Consider the following 14,615-nt stretch of genomic DNA (forward strand, 5'->3'; position numbering starts at 1 on the left):
CAATGATTTGCCACTTTGCTGCATTTTTTCTCTGATCCATCTTCGTTAAGATGGAGTCAAACATGGCCAAAGTGGTGACGATGTCGATAACCAATCATTCAAATCAATACGGCTGGCTCACGATTGCCCTGCACTGGGTGATTGCGCTGGGCGTGCTGGGACTGTTCTTTCTGGGGCTGTGGATGGTCACGTTGGATTATTATTCCAACTGGTATCACCAGGCCCCCTGGATTCATAAATCGGTGGGCATTATCGTGGTGTCGCTGATGGTTTTGCGTTGGTTGTGGCATCGGGTGTCTGCCGTGCCCAGGCCGATGGACGGACCGGTAAAAGGGGCGTTTGAAAAGCGCTTTGAAAGGATCTCACCAGGCCTGGTCAAAAAGCTGGTGCACGGCTTCCATCAATTGATGTACGCGTTGGTTGTGTTGATCGGTTTCAGCGGGTATTTGATTTCCACGGCAGAAGGCAAACCGGTGGACGTGTTTGACTGGTTTCAGGTGCCGGCACTGCCGTGGCAGTTTGCGCAGCAGGCGAACCTGGCCGGTCTGGCGCATCAATGGCTGGCTTACGCCTTGATCGCTTTGGTGGTTGTGCATGCGGCGGCGGCGTTGAAACACCACTTTATCGACAGGGATCGCACCTTGCGGCGCATGCTTAAAAGCGAATGAATCACGCTGTACAAGCCATTAATGGATAACCAAGGAGTTGTATTATGAACGTTCTGAAATCTTTCGCCCTGTTTTTGGGGATGAGTCTGACCGCCACGGTTCAGGCCGAGCCGGTGACTTACAATATTGACACCAAAGGCATGCACGCCTCCATCAATTTCAAAATCCAGCATCTGGGCTACAGTTGGCTCACTGGCCGTTTCGATGACTTTGACGGCACCTACACCTACGACAAGGACAAACTGTCCAACAGTCACGTCAAGGTCGAAATCGATACCGCCAGTGTCAACAGCAACCATGCTGAGCGTGACAAACACTTGCGTGGCGAAGAGTTTCTGAATGTGTCGGAACATCCCAAAGCGGTGTTTGAAAGCACCTCGATCAGCGGAAACGATCAGGCGATGAAAGTGACCGGCGATTTGACCCTGAATGGCGTGACCCGTTCGGTGGTGATTGACGCGAAGAAGGTCGGTGAAGGCAAAGATCCCTGGGGCGGTTACCGCAGTGGTTTTGAAGGCACCACCACGCTGAAACTGGCCGATTACGACATCACCAAGGACCTAGGTCCGGCGTCCACCCATGTGCAACTGATGCTGCATCTGGAAGGCGTTCGTCAATAGAGCGCTGAGCCACTGAAAACAAACCCGGCATGGTCGCAGTAGCGTTCACGTAAAGCCTAAACCGTCTCGTCATTCCTGCGAAAGCAGGAATCTTTCAAGAACTTGCGAGCTTATCGGGTCAAGCCCGATAATGACGGACATTTCAGTGAACCGCGTTGGCCAATGCCGGGTTTTTTATGTTTTGGCTTCTGTCGCCCTGATCGAAGCCGAAGGACCTCTCAACCCCGGCAACATTTCAAAAGATGCCTCCGCTTCGGTCGGCATGACGCAAGCATAGACCCAAACCTCGTAGAAGTGTGAGTAGGTCTGGAACGCGCAAATGTTTGAATTGTCAGAAGGGCTTGGGCTTTTGTTTTTGGTGCATCAGGTCAATGATTTCGATTTGTTTTTTCGTTCTTTGGATGCGGAAGATAACGGAATACGGAAAACGTTTCATCAAGCAACGGCGGGTGCGCTTTGAAAGCGGAGTCCAGGCTTCGGGTTGTGCTTGAATGCGCTCAAGGGCTTTGGTGAATTCTTGCAAGAAGTCATAGCCTAAGCCGGGTTGCTCGTTGTTGTAATGGTGTTTCGCCTCAAGCAACGTTACTCGTGCATTTTCGGCAATAACGGTTTTCACTGATTGAGCTCACTCAAAACGCTTTCAACAGTATGCATGGGCATTTTGTTTTGATCAATCCGGTCACAGATTTGTTCGGCATGGTGCGCCCATTGTTGTTCGTGTTCGGTTTGATCAAGGTTGGCATGAAAGCTGTCAAAAAGCAGTTCCATCAGTTTGACTTTGTCCAGCGGTGAAAGCTGTAAAGCTTCTTTGAATAGGGTTTCTGATTGCATATTGACCTCAGCTTTTTTGCCATGATCGTTTGATTATAAACAATTATTTGACTACTTTCTTACTTCCCCCGCCAGGCGATCACAGCGCCTGCGGCGATCAGCGCCCAGTGCAGCCATTCGGCTTGGGTGTAGGCGTTGGGCTGGAGCTGGTGGCCGAACAGGGCGGGGACGAGGCCGGCCAGAATCAGGGCGCTGCCAAGCCAGCGCTGGCGTTGTTGGCGGGCCTGTCTGGCCAGTTGTTTTTCCAGGTTGGCAAGCCGCTGGGATTGCCCGGCGAAATCGGCGTGTGACAGCGCCTGCAGACTGTTGTGGACCAGGCCTGGTAAATTTGGGGCCTGTTCGATCCAGTAGGGCAGGTTGCGGCGACTGCTTTTGATCAGGCTTTTTAAGCCGACGCGTTCCTGCATCCAGTCTTCCAGAAACGGTTTGGCGGTGTCCCACAGGTCCAGTTCGTCGTCCAGCTGTCGGCCCAGACCTTCGATGTTGAGCAGGGTTTTCTGCAGCAACACCAGTTGCGGCTGCACTTCCATGCCAAAGCGTCGGGCGGTCTGGAACAGGCGCATCAGAAACAAACCAAAAGAAATCTCTTTCAAGGGGCGGTCCCAGATGGGTTCGCACACAGAGCGGATCGCCGATTCGAGTTCGTTCACCCGCGTGTCGGCGGGCACCCAGCCGGATTCAATGTGCAGTTCCGAGACTTTCAAATAATCGCGATTGAAAAAGGCGAGAAAGTTTTCGGCCAGATAGCGCTGGTCTTCGGGAGTGAGGGTGCCCATGATGCCGAAATCAATCGCGGCATAGCGCCCGTCCGGCAACACGAAAATATTGCCGGGGTGCATGTCGGCGTGGAAAAAGTTGTGTTTGAACACCTGGGTGAAAAAGATGCTCACGCCTTTGGCGGACAGATCCGTCAAGTCGATGCCGTCGGCCTGAAGCTGCTCGATGTCGCTGATGCGGGTGCCGTGGATGCGCTCCATGGTCATAATGTTGTCGTGGGTGTGTGACCAGTAAATTTCGGGCACATAAAGCCAGTCCGAGCCGTCAAAGTTGCGTTTGAGCTGGGTGGCGTTGGCCGCTTCGCGCATCATGTCCAGTTCGTCGAGAATGGTTTTTTCAAATTCCTCGACCACTTCCACCGGATGCAGACGGCGGCTGTCTTTGATCGCGGCCTGCAACAGCGCCGCCAGGCTTTTCATGATCGCCACGTCCTGCTTGATCACGGGCAGAATGTCGGGGCGCACCACCTTGACCACCACGTCCGAGCCGTCCGGCAGGGTGGCGGCATGCACCTGGGCGATGGAGGCCGACGCCATCGGCACCGGATTGAAGCTGGCAAAGGCCTCGGAAATCGGTTGTTTCAGGCCGTCTTCGATGATTTTGAGCGAGGTCTGTTCGTCAAACGGCGGACAGTCGTCCTGAAGTTTTCGTAATTCCGTGGCAATGTCGTCGGGCAGCAGATCCTTGCGCGTCGACAGAGCCTGTCCCATTTTGATGAAAATCGGCCCCAAATCTTCGAGCGCCTGACGGATGCGCACGCCACGTCCGCCCGAGTGGGGTGTGCGCCAGTTCCAGGGCAGGAGTTTGTTGAGCCATATCAGCCAGGCGTATTTGGTGTGTGCGAGCACCAGCCGATCAATCTGATAATGGGTCAGCACCCGATTGATTCGGATCATGCGTAGAAGTTGGTGCAGGCGTTGTTTGAGTGCGTTCATGGAAGACCGGTGTTTGTGGGGTTGGCAATCAGGGGTTCAGGTGCGGTTGCATTTGCTGGCTCATCAGCCTTTCAATGCGGTGGGTCAGCGCTTCCACCCGTGCTTCGGTGTCGGCAACGTCGCGTTCAAAACGCGCAATCTCGTGGCGCTGCGGCAGCAGTTTCAGTTCAAATTGCAGGTATTCGCGCAAGGTGGTCCAGGCTTTTTCCTGCAGATTTTGCGCTTCGCGTTTCAGGCCGCGTACCGCTTCACCGGTCTGGAAGGCCACCATGTCGCCGGTGAGTCTGGACAACTGCTCTTCCCAGTCGATGTCGATGGTTTTCAGCGCATGCAGAAACGCCTCGCCCAATGCCTGATCGCCTTTGACGCTTTCGGCGGAAGGGCCTTGTTGCAGCCAGTCGAACAGATTGGCATGCAGGTGGGCATCGGCTTCGCCAATCAGATGGGTTTGCACCACAAATTCGCCCGCCGGGTTTTCGTCCGCGCGGTGATCGGGGTTGGGGTGAAACACCCAGAACACCGACAGGCTCACGTCCTTGAACGAGGTTTGCACCACCTTGTCGGCGCAAGGCAAAAACGCTTCGCCCTGAAGGCTGTCCATCGCAATCGCCTGATTGATCAGGGTTTGCAACAGCTCGGCCAGGGCCGTTTTGACCAGGCCTGGTGGGGTTTTGAGGGATGTGTCTCTGTGCGTGTCTGAGTGGTCCGTCATTTCTGCCTCCAGGCCGTTCCGGCGTTGCATCAATACTTCCAGCCGCGGTGCAGGGCGACGATGCCTTGCGACATGTTCAGGTAGTCGGCCTGGTCAAACCCGGCGTCCAGCATCATCTGTTTGAGCGTTTCCTGATCCGGGTGCATCCGAATCGACTCGGCCAGATAGCGGTAGCTGTCTTCGTCGTTGGCGATCCATTTGCCCATTTTCGGCAGCAGGCTGAACGAATAAAAGTCGTAGGCTTTCGCCATCAGCGGCTGCGAGACTTTGGAAAACTCCAGGATCATCGCCATGCCGCCGGGTTTGAGTACGCGTGCCATTTCCGCCAGCGCCTGGTCTTTGTTGGTGACGTTGCGCAACCCAAACGACATGGTGACCAGATCAAAGGTGTTGTCGGGAAACGTCAGCGCTTCGGCATTGGCCAGGGTGTAATCGACGTTGCCGACCACGCCCGCATCGGTCAGGCGTTCGCGCCCGACGCGCACCATGTTTTCGTTGATGTCGGCCAGCACCACCTGACCGTTTGGCCCCACGCGTTTGGCAAAAGCACGGGTCAGATCGCCGGTGCCACCCGCCAGATCCAGCACCTTGTGACCGGGGCGAATGCCGGACAGTTCAATCGCATGGCGCTTCCACAAACGGTGAACCCCCAGCGACATCACATCGTTCATCAGGTCGTAATTGTCGGCGACCGAATCAAACACGCCTTTGACCTTTTTGACCTTCTCGTCAAGCGGCACTTTGTTAAAGCCAAAATCGGTGGTGCGGTTGTCTGTGTTCATAAAAGTTACCAGGCCTGGTTAAATGTATTGTTGCGGATCGGTTTGAATGTCCGGGTGTTTGTGTCCGGCTTTGAGCAGGCGCTCAAGGTATTCCTGCCAGTATTGATCATAATGTTTGCCCAGATCGTAGAGCCGTTCCCAGGTGTAGATGCCGGTGTCGTGACCGTCGTCGAAATGCAGTTTGATCGCGTAATTGCCGACCGGTGTGATCTCGTCGATATTGACGTTCTGTTTGCCGATCTGCAACACTTCCTGCCCCGGCCCGTGTCCGGTGACCTCGGCCGATTGTGAATAGACCCGCAGGTATTCGCACGGCAGCTCAAAGGTTTCGCCCGTGTCAAAGGCAATCGCCAGCAAACGCGATTTCTGGCGTAATTTGATGTCGGTCGGTTGTGGCTGTGGCATAAAACCTCTTTGACTCCATGTCATTCTGATCCAGTCATTGTCATCCCGACCGCTTCCTCTGTCATCCCGACCGAAGCGGAGGGATCTTTGGAATCCTGCTCCGTCTTTAGAGACCCTTCGGCTTCGCTCAGGGTGACAGTTTCATGGTCAGGGTGACAGCTTCCGCCGTTTTTCCGGTTTCAATCGCATCGTCTTTGACCCGATTACAGAATGTATTGCGACAGGTCCTGATCCTGCGCCAGATCGCTCAGGCGCTCGTTGACAAAATCGGCGTCGATGTTGATGGTTTCGCCCTGACGATCCGGGGCGCTGTAGGAAATCTCTTCCAGCAGATGCTCCATCACCGTGTGCAGGCGGCGAGCGCCGATGTTTTCAGTGGCTTCGTTGACATCAAAGGCGATTTCGGCCAGACGCTTGATGCCGTCTTCGGCAAAGGTCAGGGTCACGCCTTCGGTGGCCAGCAGGGCTTCGGCCTGCTTGGTCAGAGCGGCCTTGGGTTCGGTCAGAATGCGCACAAAATCGTCCACCACCAGGGATTTCAGTTCCACCCGAATGGGCAGACGCCCCTGCAACTCCGGAATCAAATCCGAAGGCTTGGACAAATGAAACGCACCGGAGGCGATAAACAGGATGTGGTCGGTTTTGATCATGCCGTGTTTGGTGGAAACGCTGGAGCCTTCGATCAACGGCAACAGATCGCGCTGCACGCCTTCGCGTGAGACATCGCCGCCGCCCGCATCCTGGCGCTTGGCCACCTTGTCGATTTCGTCGATGAAGACGATCCCGTTCTGCTCGACGCTTTCAATCGCTTTGGCTTTGAGGTCTTCCTGGTCGATCAGGCGCTGGGCTTCGTCTTCGATCAGATGTTTGAACGCCAGCTTGATCGGCAGTTTGCGCTTGTTTTTCTTGCTGCGGTTCAGGCCTTCGAACATGTCCTGCAGCTGGTTGGTCATTTCTTCCATGCCCGGCGCGCCCATGATTTCCACATTCGGCGGGGTGGCCGACACTTCGATTTCGATTTCCTTGTCGTCCAGATCGCCTTCGCGCAGACGTTTGCGGAATTTCTGGCGGGTTTCGGACATGTTGTCGTGACTCTGATCTTCGTAGCCGCGGGCCGGTGGCAGCAGAATGTCGAGAATTTTTTCTTCGGCGGCGTCTTCGGCCTGACGCTGTACCGATTCCATGGCCTGTTCGCGTTGCAGCTTGATCGCGTTTTCGGCCAGATCCTTGATAATGGAATCGACTTCGCGGCCGACATAGCCCACTTCGGTGTATTTGGTGGCTTCGACTTTGATGAACGGGGCATTGGCCAGTTTGGCCAGACGCCGCGCGATTTCGGTTTTGCCCACGCCGGTGGGGCCGATCATCAGAATGTTTTTGGGCGTCACTTCCGGACGCAGGTCATCGCTCAGTTGTGAACGGCGCCAGCGGTTGCGCAGGGCAATGGCGACCGATTTTTTGGCCTCGTTCTGGCCGACAATGTAGTTGTCCAGTTCGTGTACGATTTCTTTGGGCGTCATAATCGACTTGCTCATGCCGTTCCTTTTGCCATTTTTATCAGTATGAATTTGGTTTATTATAATGGAGTTTGCTTTTAAAAAATATGGATAGGAGTCCCAAGTTGCCAATGTCGTCCGCGCCCGGTGAGTCGTTGCCGTTTCGTAAAATGCAAGGGTTGGGCAATGACTTTATGGTCATTGACGCCACCCAAACCGATCCCGGGATCCGCACCGAGGAAATCCAGGCCTGGTCAAACCGGCATTTTGGTGTGGGGTTCGATCAGCTTCTGATGGTCGAGACCACCGACACCCCGAATGTGGATTTCCGCTATCGCATTTTCAATGCCGATGGGTCAGAAGTGCAGCAATGCGGCAATGGCGCGCGCTGTTTTGCCCGCTTTGTGGTGGATCAGGGACTGACCGACAAGCGGGAAATCACCGTGGAAACCGCCTCGGGGGTGATTGTGCTCACGGTGCGCGACGATGGCTGGGTGCGGGTGAACATGGGGCAGCCCCGTTTTGCCCCTCAGGCCCTGCCGTTTGACGCCGAGGCCGAGCAGTCGGTGTATGAGCTGGCGCTGGAAGACGCCGATGTGACGATTGGCGCGGTATCGATCGGCAACCCGCATGCGCTGGTGTTGGTGGAAGACGTCGATGCCGCGCTGGTGGCCGAATGGGGACCACAGATCGAAGGCCATTCGCGCTTTCCCGAGCGAGTGAACGTGGGCTTTGCCGAGGTGGTGGACGCGCAGACGCTGCGATTGCGTGTGTACGAGCGTGGCTCCGGCGAAACGCTGGCGTGCGGCACCGGGGCCTGTGCGGCCATGGTGATTCTCAAACGCTGGGATCGGGTCGATGCCAAGGTAACGGTGCAACTGAAAGGCGGGCCTTTGCAGATTGAATGGTCGGGTGAGGAAAGTGATCCGGTCTGGATGACCGGTCCGGCCGACAATGTGTTCGATGGTGCGATTCCCCGGCAGCGCCGTCAGACAGGAGGCGCGCATGTCGAGTCTGATTAACGATCTGCACGCTGAGGACGTGGCCGAATACCTCAATCACAACCGTCAGTTTTTTCATGTGTTCCCGAGTCTGTTGGGGGAACTCAGCATTCCGCACCCCAAAACCGGGGAGGAAATTTCCCTGCTGGAACGTCAGGTGCATCATCTGCGTCACCAGCGAGACCAATTGCAGACCGAAGTGGCCACCCTGAAAGACGTGGCCGGAGAAAACGGCCAGTTATTGCACAAGGTGTACGAATTGTCGTATCGCTTGCTGGCTGCAAACACCGATGCCGAAGCGGTCAGTGAGATTTACACCGCCATGAAAGAGGTGTTTGAGGTGGAAGCCATGACCCTGGTCAGCTGGGAAATGCCCAAAGCGCTGGTGCCGGGATTGCATCAGCTGGGCCTGTCGCAACAGTGGTCACAGAGCCTGAAAAACGCGTTGCAGCCGGGCGAGCCCAAATGCGGGTTTCTGGAAAGCGGCTGGCAGGAAGGCCTGTTTCAAACCGATCTACCCATGCAGACGGTGTGCATTATGCCGTTGGGGCAGTCGCGGGTTTGGGGGGCGCTGGCATTGGGGGCGAGCAACGAACGCTTTCATCCCGAATTGGGCACCTATTTTCTGAATGTGATGGGGCAGATGATTTCGGCCCGGCTGGCGAGGCTGTTTGCCTGATGCGGGGCGATGCGTGGTCGGCGTTTTCGGCCGTCAGTATTCGCAAAGGGCAGTCGCCCCTAACGCGCCAGAACTATGCCCGTGACCTGACCGCCTTTGTGCGTTTTTATCTGGCCTATCATGGACAGCCTTTGCCGCAAGCCCCGGCGCAGGACGCGCAAGGCAAAATGGACCAGGTCTGGTTGTTACAGACCTTTGGCGACTGGGCGCAAGTGACGGCCACCGACGTTCAGGCCTTTGTGGCCGAACGCATGACCCGTGGCATCAGCGCCCGCACGGTGGCGCGGCAGCTTTCGGCCTTGCGTGCTTTTTACCGGTTTCTGCTGGACCAAACCATTGTTACCCACAACCCCGCCGCCGACGTCAAAGCCCCCAAACAACCCAAGCCGCTGCCCAAAAGTCTGGATGTGGATCGCACCGGTCAGCTGCTGGATCAGCCTCTGGAAACCTGGCAGGACGTGCGCAATCAGGCCATTTTCGAATTGCTGTATTCGTCGGGTTTGCGTCTGGCCGAATGCGCGGCGCTGGATTTGCAGGGCGTGCTGGACAGGCTGGAAGAAGGGCTGCTGGAAGTGAACGCAGGCAAAGGCAATAAGGACCGTCTGGTGCCGGTGGGGGAAAAAGCGATTCAGGCTATCCGCCAATGGCTGGCGATCCGCGCCGATTACGCCAAACCGGATGAAACCGCGTTGTTTGTGAACCGTTTTGGCGGGCGTTTGCACGCGCGCTCGATTCAACAGCAACTGAACCAGCGTGCGCAGAAATCGGGGCTGCCGATGTCGGTTTCGCCCCACCGATTGCGCCATGCCTGCGCGACCCATGTGTTAGAATCCAGTGGCGATTTGCGCGCCGTGCAGGACCTGTTGGGCCATGCCAATCTGAGCACCACTCAGATATATACCCAGCTGGACATGCAGCACCTGACCAAGGTGTATGACCGGGCCCACCCGCGCAGCAAAAAACCGAATTGATTGAAAGTTGAGGCGATTATGAGCGAACACACCGATGCCAACACCTTTTACGGCACCACCATTTTATGCGCCAAACGCGGAGACCAGATGGTCATCGGCGGCGATGGGCAGGTGACACTGGGCCATGTGGTGATGAAAGGCAATGCCCGCAAAGTGCGCCGACTCTACCACGGCAAAATTCTGGCCGGTTTCGCCGGGGCCACCGCCGATGCGTTTACCTTGTTTGAGCGTTTTGAAGGCAAGTTGCAATCGCACAACGGGCAATTGATGCGCGCGGCGGTGGAAATGGCCAAAGACTGGCGCACCGACCGGGCCTTGCGCAAGCTGGAAGCGATGATGCTGGTAGCCGACAACGACAACATGCTGCTGATTTCCGGCACCGGCGACGTGATCGAACCGGCGCATGACTTCATCGCCATCGGTTCCGGCGGCAGCTACGCCCATTCCGCCGCACAAGCCCTGATGGACAACACCGAACTGTGTGCCAGAGACGTGGTCGAAAAAGCGCTGAACATCGCCGGCGACCTGTGCATTTACACCAACCACAACCTGACCATCGAAGTGCTCGATGGCGAATCGCATGAGTGAGCCATGAGTGCCGAATCTGAGAACCCTTTACTGACCGACACCGAATCCGGTTCCTGTGACCGCAAACGAAGCCGAGCCGAAAAAGGCTTTGAAGGCGTATTGTGGAACAGCCGTTTTGTGGTGTTGCTGGCCGTGATCGCCAGCTTGATCATGGCGTTCGGCATTTTTTACATGACCAGCATCGACGTCTATTACACTCTGGCGCACCTGACCCATTATCACGAACTGGCGGGCGCAGACAGAGCCGAACTCAAGGCGCAAACCGTGGCGCATGTGGTCGGCGCGGTCGATGGGTTTCTGCTCGGTACCATCATGCTGATCTTTTCTCTTGGGCTGTACGAACTGTTTATCAACAAAATACAGGCCGCCGAAGGCCAAATGGGCGCCAGTCAGATACTGATCATCAACACGCTGGACGACCTGAAAAACAAGCTGGCCAAAGTCATTCTGCTGATCCTGATCGTGATGTTTTTCGAACAGGCCCTGTTCCTGAAACCCACCACACCGCTGGAACTGCTCTACTACTCACTGGCCATCGTCCTGATCGCACTGGCCCTCTACTTCTCGCAGAAAGCCTACAGTAAATAGGCCCAAAACCCGACCCACTTTTCACCAGGCCTGGTGAAAAGTAAGGGAGGAATGTAACCGATGTGTGTGCGTAGACACCTATTGAGCAATATTTGTCGATCAGCGAGTTTTTTAATCAATCATCAATGGCAAAACGCATGTGTGCTTTTCTGAGTTAAGCCCATAGCTGTTTGGATTGCAATCGATCAAGTCAAAGTTTTCAATCACCTCTCTTTTTACAATCAAGCTAAAAGCCTGGTGGGTTGAGTGACTCTTGAGCATAAAATAAGGCAGCTGTTGTTCCTCCGCTTGTTTGATGCGGGTAAACCGGGTTTTTTGTGTTCGGGATTTTCTTGATGAGATTCGGTACCGGCTGTTTTTGACCCCTTGTCCTAAGAAGTTTTCGGGGACTTTCTTTGGAAAAGAAAGGCGACCAAGGTTTTCGATCTCCATTTCATGCAATTGGCTTCCAAGAGCGATCATGTCATCCATGGAGTTACCAAAAACACGAATGCACGTAAAGAGTGCCCTTGAAAAAGGAAGGTCAATGGCATAACGCCCTGCCTCTTTTTTAAAGCATGAATGCAATTTGGTTAAAATTTTTGATGATTGGTGAGGAAAGCTTGCTGCGCCTTTGTCACCCGGTTTTACATCAATGTCGATATAAACGTTTGGTTTCATGGGACAGCTCCATTATTTTTCTGAGTAAACGCCGCCGCGAATCAGGCTTGCGATCATAAACATGCCTTCTTTTGAATCCGGGTCAATCTCGTTCAGGCGTTTGGCATAACTGAACGCAGAGGTTTTTTTCGAAAGGGGGCGCATGAAGTCTTGAATATCCAAGCTGGCACCATTGGGTTCAACCGGAATCGGTCGGCCAATTTCATCAAAGTCGTCATACCATGTGTCAAATGTTCTGAGCGCGTTTCCGATTTTCTGATCTCTGATCGCTGCCTGCCCTTTTTCCGAAACACCATGTTCGTCGGTGACGACTGCGGTTTGGAGATAATAAAGTGGGCGGGCAAAGCCTTTCTCCTTGTTTTCGAGATAGTTTTGGGAAGGGTAAACTTCAAGCGCACCCTGAACTGGAAAAGTGACGCGTGCCGATACTCTGAGTTTGGGCATATGGTTTTTACCTGTCAGCGCAAGTTCGATGACACGACCAAGCACCTTTTCTTCGTCATTGACGTTTTCAAAAGACGTTAGTGGGATATCCAGTGCGTCAGCTGAACACAGCTTTTCTGAGCCATTTAATACGGTTATTTCAACGTGACTGGCCAAAGTGCGGTTGCGCCACAACCAGCGTCCATTAAGGATGTTTCGAGCGAAACGGTTCGCAATTTCCTTCATTCCATTTGATTGACAGGCACGTTCAATGAATTCTTCCAGGCTTTTCTTGAACGACTTGAACTCTTCAGGCTTTAATTCTTTTCCAGGCGAAGAAGCAAACAAGGTTTCTTTCAGTGGCAGGAAAGAAAGATCGAAATTAACGCGCATGGCAACCGAATCAGGATGCATTTTAGCGGTATCCGTTTGCTGGATATTGGAAGGGTCGCGATCAGAACTTTCGCCTTTGGCATTGGTTTTTCCGCCCTCTTTATTCACGTTTTGGGTTCCGCGAATGCCATGTCTGACCACCATCAATGGAGACGTGGTGCCATCATCAAATTCATTGAGCATGACCGCATCGGTGATAATTGTCCCGCGTTTAAATGAAAGTACTCCGGGCAGCTTTTTAAAGGTTTCTGGTTCTTTCATGGTCTGTATCCTTTATGGTTGTTTGAACGTGTTGGTTAGAGAAAAATGCGATTGATGATTTTCGAGGGCCCAAAAAGACAGGCCTTTTTCTTTAATCAGTTCACTGTTGACACTCTTGTATTGCGCAAGAGAAATCATGGGTTCACAAAAGGCATGCAGGCAGGCATCTCTGGCACCTGGTTTGTGGTTTGGTTCGCTGATGAGGGCGTAACCGGCGACGAAAGGCGTAAGCCATCCGTTATCCTTGTTTTCGTCAAAAGGTTCGGCCATAGCTTTAACAAACGCGTCGATCGATGCCTTGTCACCAAGCATGTCAGACTTATCAATCAGGCAAAATCCAGAACGAAAACGAATCTCTTTCAGCGTTTCAGCGCTTTGTATCTCGCCATGCGAAATAATTTCACCGCCAGCAAAGCGGCCCTGCCGGAAAAAATATTCAATTTCATCAAAATCGGCCAGAGAGTCACCAATATCAATAATCAGGCTTGCTCTCAAGTGCCCACTTGCGGTTGGTTGCATTGACAGGGAAGGGCCTTTTGCGTTTGCGGCATAGTCTCCCTTGTTGATGAAGGCGGCCCCTTTTCTTTGATGGGGCATGAATTTCCAGTTCTGTATTTCGCCCAAAGGTTGAATGTCATGATGAATGTAACTGACCGACTCAACATTAAGATCGCAATGGTGAGCCAGGGCCTGTCCCAATAACACGGCAGGCATGACAAAAGCCGAGTTGATGGTCAGATAGCTGGTTTGCATATTCACACGTTGAGCGCGTATATTTGGTATGTATAAATAACTCATAACGTGACGATCCCCTCTATTCGCTCTTTAAGGCCTGCTACGCTTGGCGCTTCAACCATTTGCAATTTTGCATTAATGGTTTTGGCCATAGTGCTTGCAAACTGCGATTTCCATGCATTGTCTCGAAGTTCGGATACGATTAATTTTCTTTTAAAATCATCTACGTTTGAATGCAGAAGCTCGTTTGGCTCCTGAGCTGGCTCAGGCAACGAGTCAGAATGTTCTGCCAGCGAAGACAAGGCAAGGTCCGCTTCCTGAAGGAGGGGGCTAACCATGTTTTTGATTAACCGATTTTCTTTTTCTCTCAAGGCAAGGTTGTTGCCAGGGTTCTTTTCCCGAAAAGCCGCAAACGCTTTCACTGCATCGTTTGGGATAAAGGGTTCCAGCCCTTTGTAGAAAAGACGGTAAAGCTTTTTTTTGTCAACACTGGCTTTCGGGGCCGAGGTGTAAAGCTGGTTAAGCAGCCCCCCGATGCTGATGAGATAGCCCGCGTTTTGTTTGTTTGCCCCTCCGAAACCAAGCTCTGACAATCGAAGGTATTTGTTGGATGTTTCGTTTCGATTCTTGTTGTTGTTACGAATCGACTGATTGAATTTTCTGGACAAATCTGCGCACGGGAGTGGTGTTAATGAAATGTACTCATTACAATGACCGAAGTTCACAGGCATCAGTAATTGTCTTAAGCGAGGGTCAAGGCTTGGTGTATCGCTTTCATAGGGCGATGAAAGCGCATGCAAATATGCGTCTTTATAAACCGGGTTTGTGGAATTTTCCCTTCCGGTCAAATCTTTTATCGCGATCGTAATTGGCTTGACGCCACTGTTTGTTTGATAGTCAGCCAGGATTTGTACAGTCCCTATTAAGTGCAGGCTAGAAATGTAAGGGCCACTCAGTTTCTGGTCAGGGCAGACTCGCACGCCACCTTTTTGACAATTGGAGTTTACGTATTTGAAAGAATGGGTCACTACTTCGTTGATGACACGCTGTTCTTGTTCACTGAGCTTGTTCATGACAGGAAGGGTCCTCG

The 14,615-nt window shown here is 53.4% G+C and carries 18 protein-coding genes; 7 read left to right on the plus strand and 11 right to left on the minus strand.

The features are described 5' to 3' along the window. Positions 1-62 precede the first annotated feature (62 nt). Together A377_RS0107225 and A377_RS0107230 are read left to right on the plus strand one after the other, a co-directional pair. Positions 63-668, plus strand: coding sequence for a cytochrome b (locus tag A377_RS0107225; protein WP_019895584.1), 606 nt, complete (start codon positions 63-65; stop codon positions 666-668). A 44-nt stretch (positions 669-712) separates the two neighbouring features. Further along, positions 713-1,288, plus strand: a complete 576-nt coding sequence (locus tag A377_RS0107230) for a YceI family protein (RefSeq protein WP_019895585.1) — start codon at positions 713-715, stop codon at positions 1,286-1,288. 331 nt (positions 1,289-1,619) lie between these two features. On the opposite strand, the gene A377_RS0107240 is transcribed toward A377_RS0107230, so the two are convergent. From A377_RS0107240 to hslU, 7 genes are all read right to left on the minus strand, one after another. Continuing rightward, positions 1,620-1,904 (minus strand): type II toxin-antitoxin system RelE/ParE family toxin, encoded by a 285-nt coding sequence (locus A377_RS0107240; protein ID WP_019895587.1) that lies wholly within the window; start codon positions 1,902-1,904, stop codon positions 1,620-1,622. Then, positions 1,901-2,119: an addiction module protein gene (locus A377_RS0107245; protein ID WP_019895588.1), complete on the minus strand. Its 219-nt coding sequence runs from the start codon at positions 2,117-2,119 to the stop codon at positions 1,901-1,903. The genes A377_RS0107240 and A377_RS0107245 overlap by 4 nt, the downstream gene beginning before the upstream one ends. Positions 2,120-2,178: 59 nt before the next feature. Continuing rightward, positions 2,179-3,831 (minus strand): ubiquinone biosynthesis regulatory protein kinase UbiB, encoded by a 1,653-nt coding sequence (gene ubiB, locus A377_RS0107250; RefSeq protein WP_019895589.1) that lies wholly within the window; start codon positions 3,829-3,831, stop codon positions 2,179-2,181. Between the two features lie 28 nt (positions 3,832-3,859). Beyond that, positions 3,860-4,543, minus strand: coding sequence for a ubiquinone biosynthesis accessory factor UbiJ (locus A377_RS12755; RefSeq protein ID WP_157760788.1), 684 nt, complete (start codon positions 4,541-4,543; stop codon positions 3,860-3,862). A 29-nt stretch (positions 4,544-4,572) separates the two neighbouring features. Beyond that, positions 4,573-5,325, minus strand: coding sequence for a bifunctional demethylmenaquinone methyltransferase/2-methoxy-6-polyprenyl-1,4-benzoquinol methylase UbiE (gene ubiE / locus A377_RS0107260; RefSeq protein WP_019895591.1), 753 nt, complete (start codon positions 5,323-5,325; stop codon positions 4,573-4,575). 18 nt (positions 5,326-5,343) lie between these two features. After that, complete coding sequence (locus A377_RS0107265) at positions 5,344-5,730, minus strand: gamma-butyrobetaine hydroxylase-like domain-containing protein (RefSeq protein WP_019895592.1); 387 nt, start codon at positions 5,728-5,730, stop codon at positions 5,344-5,346. A 203-nt stretch (positions 5,731-5,933) separates the two neighbouring features. Beyond that, positions 5,934-7,265, minus strand: a complete 1,332-nt coding sequence (gene hslU / locus A377_RS0107270; protein ID WP_019895593.1) for an ATP-dependent protease ATPase subunit HslU — start codon at positions 7,263-7,265, stop codon at positions 5,934-5,936. A 92-nt stretch (positions 7,266-7,357) separates the two neighbouring features. Between hslU and dapF the strand changes: the two genes are divergently transcribed. The 5 genes from dapF to A377_RS0107295 are packed head-to-tail and all read left to right on the plus strand — an operon-like array spanning position 7,358 to position 11,053. Then, positions 7,358-8,248 (plus strand): diaminopimelate epimerase, encoded by an 891-nt coding sequence (gene dapF, locus A377_RS0107275; RefSeq protein WP_019895594.1) that lies wholly within the window; start codon positions 7,358-7,360, stop codon positions 8,246-8,248. Beyond that, positions 8,232-8,906, plus strand: a complete 675-nt coding sequence (locus tag A377_RS0107280) for a DUF484 family protein (protein WP_019895595.1) — start codon at positions 8,232-8,234, stop codon at positions 8,904-8,906. Before dapF ends, A377_RS0107280 begins: the two co-directional genes overlap by 17 nt. Then, the gene (locus A377_RS0107285; RefSeq protein ID WP_019895596.1) at positions 8,906-9,877 is read left to right on the plus strand and encodes a tyrosine recombinase XerC; all 972 of its coding nucleotides are present in this window, start codon (positions 8,906-8,908) and stop codon (positions 9,875-9,877) included. The genes A377_RS0107280 and A377_RS0107285 overlap by 1 nt, the downstream gene beginning before the upstream one ends. A gap of 18 nt (positions 9,878-9,895) precedes the next feature. After that, positions 9,896-10,465, plus strand: coding sequence for an ATP-dependent protease subunit HslV (gene hslV / locus A377_RS0107290; protein WP_028485353.1), 570 nt, complete (start codon positions 9,896-9,898; stop codon positions 10,463-10,465). A 3-nt stretch (positions 10,466-10,468) separates the two neighbouring features. Further along, complete coding sequence (locus tag A377_RS0107295) at positions 10,469-11,053, plus strand: YqhA family protein (RefSeq protein ID WP_019895598.1); 585 nt, start codon at positions 10,469-10,471, stop codon at positions 11,051-11,053. A gap of 111 nt (positions 11,054-11,164) precedes the next feature. Here A377_RS0107295 and A377_RS0107300 read toward each other — a convergent pair whose 3' ends face one another. From A377_RS0107300 to A377_RS0107315, 4 genes are read right to left on the minus strand one after another with little or no spacing between them, the layout of a single operon-like run. After that, positions 11,165-11,713: a type I-F CRISPR-associated endoribonuclease Cas6/Csy4 gene (locus tag A377_RS0107300; RefSeq protein WP_019895599.1), complete on the minus strand. Its 549-nt coding sequence runs from the start codon at positions 11,711-11,713 to the stop codon at positions 11,165-11,167. A 12-nt stretch (positions 11,714-11,725) separates the two neighbouring features. Next, positions 11,726-12,790, minus strand: coding sequence for a type I-F CRISPR-associated protein Csy3 (gene csy3, locus A377_RS0107305; RefSeq protein ID WP_019895600.1), 1,065 nt, complete (start codon positions 12,788-12,790; stop codon positions 11,726-11,728). A gap of 12 nt (positions 12,791-12,802) precedes the next feature. Next, a complete protein-coding gene (locus A377_RS0107310; RefSeq protein WP_019895601.1) occupies positions 12,803-13,543 on the minus strand; it encodes a type I-F CRISPR-associated protein Csy2 in 741 nt (246 codons plus the stop codon). 41 nt (positions 13,544-13,584) lie between these two features. Further along, a complete protein-coding gene (locus A377_RS0107315; RefSeq protein WP_019895602.1) occupies positions 13,585-14,598 on the minus strand; it encodes a type I-F CRISPR-associated protein Csy1 in 1,014 nt (337 codons plus the stop codon). Positions 14,599-14,615: the final 17 nt, after the last annotated feature.

Source organism: Hydrogenovibrio halophilus DSM 15072, from assembly GCF_000384235.1.
GTDB lineage: Bacteria > Pseudomonadota > Gammaproteobacteria > Thiomicrospirales > Thiomicrospiraceae > Hydrogenovibrio > Hydrogenovibrio halophilus.